A 9966-nucleotide genomic window follows, 5' to 3' on the forward strand; every position below is an offset into this window, starting at 1 on the left:
GCATATTTGTTGGGGCTAATTCAAATATACAATTTGTTCAGCGGTTTTCTTCTTTTTAGAACCGCATCACTCCAAATGTCGGATGAACCATAAAACTCCTGTTGGAGAAAGAACAGTAGGGGCTGACATTATTTTGAGAGAGCCAAGGAGCAAAAGGCGAGTCGGCATGCCCCGCTTCGGCTCATGCTCAACAAGCCTACCCCCCTCTCGCTTCGCACGCTTGCAGTTGGTTTCGGCGGTCGTCAGAAAGATTTTCCGAAGCCGACTTCACGGAGAAAACCGACAAGGGCAAGGAAGGAGCGATGCCGGGAATGCCGACAAAATCACGCAAAAAACGAAGACGGACGCTCCCCTACGACTTGTCTATCTTTTTTCAAGAAAACCACGAAATCATTTTGTAGTTTCGGAAATAAACTATAATTTTGCACTCGCAAACAAAAAAGAAGAAGCTCTTTCACAACTGCACTCTTAGCTCAGTTGGTAGAGCAACTGACTCTTAATCAGTGGGTCCAGGGTTCGAATCCCTGAGAGTGTACCTTTTTCGAGCCTCTTCTTTTTTCTGCAACTCCTCTCGCACTCTTAGCTCAGTTGGTAGAGCAACTGACTCTTAATCAGTGGGTCCAGGGTTCGAATCCCTGAGAGTGTACTTTCTATTTTAAGCCATGTCGCCGCCGGGCGATGTGGCTTTTCTGTTTTGAGGGACTGCACCCTCCGCCTGCGAAAGAAATTTCGAGCCAGCGGATCATTTCGGTGGGCAAGCTCCCGAAAATTCGAGAAAATTCGGAGTCAGCGGACAAGCGGAACGACACGATCTGCCGGCAGACAAAGCTCTCCTTTGCAATTGGAGGCAAAAAGCAATCATAGATCAGAAAAGAAGAGGCTGACTCTATCGAAAAAAAGAAACGGCCGAAAGAAACGAATGGGGAGATTGAGGAATTTAGGTCAATAGTAGTTTTTTCTACTCGTTACTCCGTTCGCACTACCTCTTAGGTAAATACGCTCCGACGCATTAAAAATATATACGGAAAAAACGAAGGGGAAGTGAGGACATTCTTCGATAAAAAAGCCACTTTCATCCTCTACCGGGAGTTTTGCTTCTTTTTATCTACATTGTCTACACTTTCTTTGCTAAACAACAGATATATAATCCGTTGCGAATGTAGACAACCTGAAAAATCAACTACATTCTTTGCAACAACCTACACATGGTGTCGGAATACGGAACGCTCCGAAATTGACAACCATGTAGACAGTGTAGGTTTTAGGCAAATCTGTCTACATTCATTTTCATCTGGTTTCCAACAACTTAACCTCACCCGATGTATAACGACGCACCACTTGCATACACTCCTATCTCACTGAAATTCAGCAGCTATTGAAAGATCGTGTAGGTTTTTCGACGATTTTACGAAATGATCATTGGGTAAGGCCACACAACGTGCTATTTCCTCCCTCCGACCAACGCTTGACGAGGTCAAAGATGTGTTCGGCCACATTTCGAAAACTGCCGATGAGGCGATATATCATTTTCGTGGCACAGCGAAGCACGACCGCATGGGCGCATACCCTCAATGCACTTTGCAACCTGCTTGCACAAGTTTTTGCCTATCTTTGCCGATACATTTCCGATCATGAAACGAACGGCCTATCTTCTGCTTCGGGGATTTTTGGTGGCAACGCTGTTGTTTTTCACCGTCATTCCCCACCACCACCACGAAAATGTGTGTGTGGTGGGCGATCCTTGTGTGCCGTCTGCGCAAAGCGGAACTTCTTCCCCCCACCACTCTCCCTCTCACGAAAGCGACGGAGGGCAATCGTGTCAAAACCATGTTGTGACACTCCGCATCGACGAGCGGGAAACGTGGGCATCGCAGTGGGCAAAGGGGATTGGCAAAGGAGAGGTTTTCGGAAAGTCTTTGTTTTGTGCTTTCGATGATGCCGGCGATCCGCTCGCTCCGCTTCATCGTTCGATCGCGCTGCCCCTTCTCTCTTGTTTCGGCGCGCAGAGTTTGCGTGCTCCGCCATGTGCTTCGGAGCATAAGGCGTAGTCGTTTTCGGAGAAACGGCAACGTCTTTTTTCTCATCACTTTTCTATCTCTACATTCTTTTTTTCGTCCGCTTCATTTCCGTGGACGACCACAGCGGACACGAAGCCGTATCGACTCATCGCATTGCTCAACAGGAGGAATGCCCGATTTTCGTTTTCTTCATTGACGATGTGCCGGCCGGCTTCTCATTACATTTTCCTATCATGAAGATCAAATTTCTTACGTTTTTATTTTTAACCGCCTTGCTGTCTGCCTCTTGCGGCGAACGTCATGCCGAAAACTGCCGGGAGGACGAAGAACAACACGGCGACGAAATACATTTCACGGCAGCACAAGCCAAAGCGGCCGAATTGCGCCTTGAAACGGTGGCAGCCGGCAACTTTTCTCACGCGCTGCGAGTGGGAGGCCGCATATCGGCCACCCAAGGAGGCGAACAAACCATAGCCGCCACGGCCGACGGAATAGTGGCCTTCTCGGCGGCAACGGAGGCCGAAGGGGCAGCCATACGGGCAGGGCAAACCATTGCCACGATTTCCTCCGAACGGCTGCGCGACGGCGATCCGGCTCAAAAGGCGAAAATTGCCTATGAGGCAGCCGAAAAAGAATATAAACGCGCCGAAAAACTGGCGGCCGAACACATCATCGCCACCAGAGAATTGGAAGAAGCCACCTTGCGCTACGAAACCGCACGAGTGGCCTATCGAGCACAGGCCGCACAAATGATTCGGGGAGGGGTGAACGTGGCGTCGCCTATGGGAGGATTTCTCAAAAACAGACTTGTGCGACCGGGAGAATATGTGACCATGGGAACACCTATCGCCACCGTCACCCAAAGCCGACGATTGCTGCTGAGAGCCGAAGTGCCGCAGAAATACCACAAAGAACTGGCGGAAATAACAAGCGCACGCTTCAAACCGGCCTACGACACCGACATGCACCACACAGACCGACTCAACGGACGGTTGGTGGCTTGCGGACAAACGGCATCGGACAACGGCGGATTTCTTCCCGTGACGTTCGAGTTTGACAACGTCGGAAATTTCGTGTCGGGAGCTTATGCCGAAGTCTTTCTGCTCACTCGAAACCGACCGAACACGATCTCCGTTCCGCTGTCGGCCGTGACAGAACAACAAGGCATCCACTACGTGTATGTGGCCGATCCCGATGAAGAGGAGGCCTACTTACAGCGAGAGGTGGAAATCGGTCAAAACAATGGAGAACGAGTGGAAATCAAAAAAGGACTATCGGTCGGAGAAAAGGTGGTGACACGAGGGGCGTATCAAATTAAATTGGCGGCTTCTTCGACCATGATTCCCGAAGGGCACACGCACTGATCTCACCCACAAACCGATACGTCAAAACATTTATTTATCGCATCATGCTCAACAAAATCATATATTTCTCTCTTCGCAACCGACCGGCCATACTCTTGGCGGCATTGCTCATCACATGGGTCGGTTTGTACACGGCCACACGCATGGAAGTCGATGTTTTTCCCGATCTCAACGCGCCCACGGTGGTGGTGATGACGGAGTCGGCCGGTATGGCACCGGAGGAAGTGGAACGCTTGGTGACTTTTCCGATCGAAACCTCGCTGAACGGAGCGACCGGCGTGCGCCGCGTACGCTCGTCCTCAACAATGGGTTTCTCGGTGGTGTGGGTGGAATTTGACTGGGACACCGACATCTACCGCGCACGACAAATCGTTTCGGAAAAATTGGCGGCCACGCAAGAGTTGCTCCCCGACTTTGTCGGCAGTCCGACCCTCGCACCGCAATCTTCCATTCTGGGTGAAGTGCTCTTTGTCACTCTCACGGCCGACTCCACCTCCCTGCTCGATCTGCGCACTTGGGCGGATCGGCATGTCCGCCCGAGACTGATGGCTACGGAAGGCGTGGCACAAGTCACCGTGCTGGGAGGCGACATAAAAGAATATCAGATATTGCCCGATCCCAACCGCATGAAACACCACAACGTGAGTTTGGACGAAGTGCGACGCGCCGTGAACAACATGAACCGCAACACCGCTGCCGGCACGATCTACGAATATGGAAACGAATACATCGTGAGGACACGCCTCTCCACAAAAAACGTGGAAGAGCTTGAAAAAGCCGTGATCAAAACCATTGACGGAAAACCCATATTGCTCTCGGCGGTGGCCGAGGTGAGAGTGGGAGGGAAAACACCCAAAATCGGTGTGGCTTCGGCAGACACTCAACCGGCAATTATCCTGACCGTGGCCAAACAACCTGCCGTGGGCACACTCGAAGTGACGGAAAGAATCGACCGAACCCTCGAAGATATACGCACCTCGATGCCTCACGACGTGAAACTGTCTACCGAAACTTACAGACAGGCACGATTTATCGAAAGTTCGATCAACAACGTCGGACGGGCTTTGGCAGAAGGAGCAGTGTTTGTCATGGTCGTGATCTTTTTGTTTTTAATGAACACCCGAACGACCGTCATTTCGCTCATCACCATTCCCATTTCGCTGCTGGTGGCGGTGCTTGCATTGAGAGCAATGGGGCTGACGATCAACACAATGAGCCTCGGCGGCATGTGCATCGCCATTGGTTCGCTGGTCGATGATGCCATTGTCGATGTGGAGAACGTCTATAAACACCTGCGAGAAAACAGCCTACTGCCTCCGAAATTGCGCAAAAGTGTGGTGGCCGTGACGTTTGAAGCGTCCAAAGAGGTGAGAATGCCGATTCTCAATTCGACGCTCATCATCATTGCCGGCTTTTTACCTCTCTTTTTCCTATCGGGGATGGAAGGTCGGATGCTCGCTCCACTGGGCATTGCTTTCATCACCGCTTTGATGGCTTCAACGCTGGTGGCCTTGACGCTCACCCCCGTGTTGTGCAGCATCTTGCTTCACAACAAAAAAAACAAACAAGACAGTGGCAAACAATGGCAAGAACCATGGTTGGCACGAACATTGAAATTGCAATATTCACGCCTCCTGAAAACGGCTATCGGCCATAGGAAATGGGTGTTTGGCACAACGGGATTGGCACTGATAGCCACACTCATCGTGTTTTCGACATTGGGACACAACTTCCTACCTCCTTTCAATGAAGGTTCACTGACGATCAATGTATCTACCCTGCCGGGGATCTCGCTCGAAGAATCGGATAAAATCGGACGACGAGCCGAACAGCTGCTGCTGTCGATTCCCGAAATCAAAACCGTGGGCAGAAAAACGGGGCGCGCAGAACTGGACGAACACTCTCTCGGCATCAACACGTCGGAAATAGAAGCACCGCTGCAACTCAAAGGGAGAAGCAAAGAGGAAGTGGTCAATGAAGTAAGACACAAACTGAGCACCCTGCCCGGCGTAAACATCGAAATCGGTGCTCCCATTACTCACCGCATTGATGCCATGCTGTCGGGCACAAGAGCGGCAGTGGCAATTAAACTCTTCGGAGATGACCTCAATCGCCTGCACGACATTGCGACACGCATCAAGCATGCCGTGGAAGATGTGGAAGGCGTGGTCGATCTCAACGTTGAACAACAAGTGGAAAGAGCACAACTGCAAATCATTCCCAAGCGGGAATTGTTGGCCTTGCGAGGCATCACATTGCCGGAATTTTCGGAGTCGGTGGGCATCCTGCTCGCCGGAGAAAAAGTGTCGCAAGTGTTTGAAAACAACTACGCATTCGACTTGGTGCTGAAAGTGGAAGACAACAGTCGAAAAACGGCCGAACAAATCGGCATGTTGCTGCTCGACACGGAACAAGGCAAAGTGCCGCTGATGGAAGTGGCGGAAATCATTTCGAGTGCGGGACCAAACACAATCAATCGCGAAAATGTTTCTCGGAAAGTGGTGATTTCGGCCAACGTGTCGGAACGCGACCTCGTAGGCGTCGTCGATGAAATCCGCGAACGGATTGCCGAAAAAATACATCTCCCCGAAGGCTATCACATCGAACTGGGAGGACAATTTGAAAGCAGAGAGGCTGCCGCATATACGCTAATGGGGGCATCTATATTGGCTTTAATTATCATTTTCATACTGCTCTTTCGACAATTTGGAAATACCATGCAGGCGGCCGTCGTGATGCTCAACCTGCCTTTGGCACTGATAGGCGGCGTGTTGGCCATTGCCGCAAGCGACGGAGTCATCAGCATCCCTTCTATCATCGGATTTATCTCCTTGTTTGGCATCGCCACACGCAACGGCATGCTGCTCATGTCGCGCTACAATGACTTGGCCAATAAGGGTTTGACGGCAGAAGAATGCATAATGAAAGGCTCCTCCGACAGACTCAACCCCATTCTGATGACGGCGATCACTTCTGCATTGGCACTGCTGCCGATGATCATCAACGGCGATCTGCCGGGAAATGAAATACAAAGCCCAATGGCCAAAGTCATTTTGGGAGGACTGTTTACTTCCACCTTATTAAACGGCTTCATCATTCCGCTCTCATACTTGTGGATACACCGCAAACGCCAAAACTCCAAGATGAAGACCAATCAACTACACAACGAAATGTTATTATGAAATATATACTTCTCCTCTTCTTTTCCTCCTTGACCATAATGGGAGCAAAGGCACAAAACTCACTGACCCGATTGGTCGAAACAATAGAGGAAAACAACACGACACTGCGTGCGCTCAAAACAGAAATCGAAGGGCAAAAACTAAGTAACGGCCTCGGAGTTGCATTCCCCGATCCCGAAATAGAAATAGGATTGCTGGGGAGCAAAGGGGCGAACTCCGGTATCAGAAAGGATTTTTCTTTCCGACAAGGATTTGACATCCCACTCCTTTCCGGGGAGAAAGGTAGAGTTGTCCGGCAAGAAAACAAGTTGCTGGACTACAAATATCGTGTGGAGCGCATGAACCTCAAATTGGAAATACTGCTCTGCGCCGCAGATATTATCTATCAGAATGCCTTGATCCGCATGCTCGAACAACGAAAAAAACATACCCGGATACTTGCAGATATACAACGAAAAAAATGGGAAGCAGGAGCAAATGGTTTGCCGGAAGTCAATAATGCCCTTCTGAAACTTTCCACTATCGAAGGAGAAATAAAAACGGCCGAAATAGAACGCACCGCTCTACTCGACCGCTTAACTGCTCTGAATGGCGGAAAAAACATAGAATTGACGGATACGGCCATGACAAGCCCGGAAATTCCCAATGATTTCGAAACATGGTATGCTCACATCGAAAATACTCATCCTCTGCTTGCTTATGCGGAAAATGATTGGCAACTTAGCGTATCCAAAATGAAACTTACACGATCCGAACAACTGCCGTCTTTTTCAATAGGATATGTCAGCGAAAGCACTCCCGGAGAAACTTTTCGGGGCATATCGCTCGGAGTCAATATCCCACTTTGGAGCAACCGACGACGAATGCGACAAGCCCAAACAGAAATTTCGGCCGCCGAAGCACGTCGGGAAGACACAAAGATACAAATGCGTCATCGCTTAAAAACGATCTACCGACGCGCCCTTGGTTTGCAACAGGCAGCCAAGACGTATCGCGAAGCACTTAACAACAATAATAATACGAAATGGTTGAAAAAAGCCTTTGAAGCCGGAGAAATCTCTCTGTCTGCATATCTCCTTGAAATAGGCTTCTACTATGAAGCGGCCGAAAAGGCTTTAACGACAGAACGGGACTATCACAGAGCCATGGCAGAACTGCTGGCAATGGTTCCCGAAATATAGCCGGATCGTCTTCCGTAGAGCCATCATGTCTGTGATCATGCAGCACACATTCATAAAAGAGGAGTTCGGATAACCCCGAACCCCTCTTTCGTTTATGAAGTTTTGCAAGTATTCAAAACATGATCTTTCTCGGAAAACTAATCGAAGAAATAGGTCTTGTTCATGAACACGATTAACGTCCGGCCCATTCCAAAGTGAATTCCACCTTCACCTTGTAAGGTTTAGCCACATTGTTGGCAGTGATGGGACTGTTGAAGGTCAGTACAAAATAATTGTTTTTGATTTTGCCATATACGCCCATTTCTCCGGACAAATAGTCGTTCGACAAATTGCTTCCCAGCCAGTTCAGAGAAATATTGCTGTTGTTTGCAATATTACCAATGGAAGCCACATCTTGCTTGCCATTTTTGTAGAAAATAGTGAGAACGCCCGTACGAGATAATACAATTTCCTTAATGGAAGTCAAACGATTGTTATCTCTCAAATATTTCGTCATATCCGTTTTGATACCATTGTCGGGATTGTCAATATCTGCGGCGATATAAGCCAAGTCGACGGCATAATTGCCCTTGAAGACTTTTCCATAAGCATTGTTAAGATCGCCTTCGGAAACTTCTATTCTGGTTTGAGCAACTTTCCATGAACGACACATCTGATTTACCGTGCTGTTATCTTGGATAGGACTCTCCACTTTTTCTGCAACGAGGTTCTTAGCCGGTTGATTTCCGATTTGAAGAGTTACGTTATTATCGGCCGAAGTTGAGAATTTACCGACATTCTTCACATCATAGCTTCCGGCTTTCTCTTGGTATTCCGTGGCATAAACATACCAACTTTCATTTTCTTGCTGCAACAGAGCTCTGTGACGTTTTGGATTGGAGCAAGGTTCAGCCTCTTTCACTATTTTCTTATTCAGACTAAATACCCAAGCCTTTCCGTCTTCGCCAAATTTGAAAATCAATTCATCGGCTACATCTCCCAAAGCCCCTTCATTCGCCGGATTTGATTTGGAAATATCAAAATAGGTTGCTGACAAAGACTTGTAGGCAGGGTCTACCAAATTCTTTCCGACAGGTTCGGCAGGTTCATCGCTTCCACATCCCGTGAAAGTCAAAGAGAGGGACATTACTCCCATTAAAATAAATAACTTTTTCATAGCCGTGTAAATTAAAATAGTAAGTTAAACCGGTAGATTAAAAGATAATACCATTGAGACGAACACTAATCACGGGATAAACACCGATACTATTCAGAGTTTTAATGGCATCACGCGCATCTTCCGCATCACTGCCCGCCTCTATATCTTGGTATCTTATTTCTCGGAAACCATAGTTGAGCAAATCTTCGTTCCAACCATAGATTTTAGGTTTACCCCAAAACTGTACACCAAAATCACAAGAAACTCCAACTTTGCTCTTGCGAGGTACGGCACGGCCGAAGCCAACTCCCAAATAAGGCTTAAAACTATTCGTTCTCACTTCCACATTGGCAATACCCAATTGGTCAGCACCAAAAGGTTGTCCGCCGATCAAGATATAACCTCCATTACTAAGCAGACTATTGCTCTCTGTATTCTTGGCTGTTACCAAAGCCTTTTGACCAAGATAAAAACCGGCAGTGAAGTGAAACGTACTGCTTTGAGAAGGATAAAGATCAAAAAGGAATTTCCAATCTTGCATATTGAGCGTTCCTTTGATATTTATCTTCTTATCTGACATATTTCCAAGCGATTGAGTACCATACTTAACATCGGAACTGTAAGAAAACTTTGGCATAAACGAAAAACCGGTACGTGCCTGCACATAGTTACCAACAGGTAAAGCCGCTTCCAAGCCTATTCCATCAGTTCCCAAAGAAACTCCCCAACCTACGTGATTAAAAAGATTCTTATCTTGTGCTTTTACACCTATAAACGATAAAAGCCCCAAAGACAAAAGAAGAATAGCAATTTCTCTCATAACCATATTATTTATCTGCTAATTTTTTAGCGGTAAGAAAATAAAGTTTAAACTTACGTATGATGGACAAAAATACGAAGATATTAAAGATTATCCAAATTTATCAAAGGGAATATGCAAAAAATCCGATAAAAAAATAAATCACCCTCAATCTCTTCTATTATATAATGACAAAAAGAGCCTTGTTTCTTATATTGAAACAAGGCTCTGAAAATGGCGGCGACCTACTCTCCCACAAATAGCAGTACCATCGGCGCGGGCGG

At 47.7% G+C, this 9966-nt stretch carries 6 protein-coding genes and 2 tRNA genes; 6 read left to right on the plus strand and 2 right to left on the minus strand.

Features of this window, described 5'->3' with window-relative positions:
* The first annotated feature begins 462 nt into the window (after window positions 1-462).
* The 6 genes from EII14_RS08805 (at window position 463) to EII14_RS08830 (ending at window position 7745) form a co-directional block, all read left to right on the plus strand.
* Window positions 463-535, plus strand: a tRNA-Lys gene (locus tag EII14_RS08805).
* Between the two features lie 38 nt (window positions 536-573).
* A tRNA-Lys gene (locus tag EII14_RS08810) sits at window positions 574-646 on the plus strand.
* A 985-nt stretch (window positions 647-1631) separates the two neighbouring features.
* The gene (locus tag EII14_RS08815) at window positions 1632-2048 is read left to right on the plus strand and encodes a hypothetical protein (RefSeq protein WP_124932161.1); all 417 of its coding nucleotides are present in this window, start codon (window positions 1632-1634) and stop codon (window positions 2046-2048) included.
* 203 nt (window positions 2049-2251) lie between these two features.
* The gene (locus EII14_RS08820; RefSeq protein ID WP_233569427.1) at window positions 2252-3382 is read left to right on the plus strand and encodes an efflux RND transporter periplasmic adaptor subunit; all 1131 of its coding nucleotides are present in this window, start codon (window positions 2252-2254) and stop codon (window positions 3380-3382) included.
* Between the two features lie 44 nt (window positions 3383-3426).
* On the plus strand, window positions 3427-6564 hold the full coding sequence (locus EII14_RS08825; protein WP_124932162.1) for an efflux RND transporter permease subunit: 3138 nt from the start codon (window positions 3427-3429) through the stop codon (window positions 6562-6564).
* Window positions 6561-7745: a TolC family protein gene (locus EII14_RS08830; RefSeq protein WP_124932163.1), complete on the plus strand. Its 1185-nt coding sequence runs from the start codon at window positions 6561-6563 to the stop codon at window positions 7743-7745. Before EII14_RS08825 ends, EII14_RS08830 begins: the two co-directional genes overlap by 4 nt.
* A 172-nt stretch (window positions 7746-7917) precedes the next feature.
* Here the strand turns inward: EII14_RS08830 and EII14_RS08835 are convergent, their stop codons facing one another.
* Both EII14_RS08835 and EII14_RS08840 read right to left on the minus strand, forming a co-directional pair.
* On the minus strand, window positions 7918-8901 hold the full coding sequence (locus EII14_RS08835; RefSeq protein ID WP_124932164.1) for a hypothetical protein: 984 nt from the start codon (window positions 8899-8901) through the stop codon (window positions 7918-7920).
* 37 nt (window positions 8902-8938) lie between these two features.
* On the minus strand, window positions 8939-9703 hold the full coding sequence (locus EII14_RS08840) for a hypothetical protein (protein ID WP_124932165.1): 765 nt from the start codon (window positions 9701-9703) through the stop codon (window positions 8939-8941).
* Window positions 9704-9966: the final 263 nt, after the last annotated feature.

The sequence above is a fragment of the Alloprevotella sp. OH1205_COT-284 genome, assembly GCF_003859795.1.
GTDB lineage: Bacteria > Bacteroidota > Bacteroidia > Bacteroidales > Bacteroidaceae > Alloprevotella.

Coding starts and splice junctions, on each gene's coding strand:
- EII14_RS08815 (WP_124932161.1), top strand. CDS start 1,632: ATGAAACGAACGGCCTATCTTCTGCTTCGGGGATTTTTGGTGGCAACG.
- EII14_RS08830 (WP_124932163.1), top strand. CDS start 6,561: ATGAAATATATACTTCTCCTCTTCTTTTCCTCCTTGACCATAATGGGA.
- EII14_RS08840 (WP_124932165.1), bottom strand. CDS start 9,703: ATGAGAGAAATTGCTATTCTTCTTTTGTCTTTGGGGCTTTTATCGTTT.
- EII14_RS08820 (WP_233569427.1), top strand. CDS start 2,252: ATGAAGATCAAATTTCTTACGTTTTTATTTTTAACCGCCTTGCTGTCT.
- EII14_RS08825 (WP_124932162.1), top strand. CDS start 3,427: ATGCTCAACAAAATCATATATTTCTCTCTTCGCAACCGACCGGCCATA.
- EII14_RS08835 (WP_124932164.1), bottom strand. CDS start 8,901: ATGAAAAAGTTATTTATTTTAATGGGAGTAATGTCCCTCTCTTTGACT.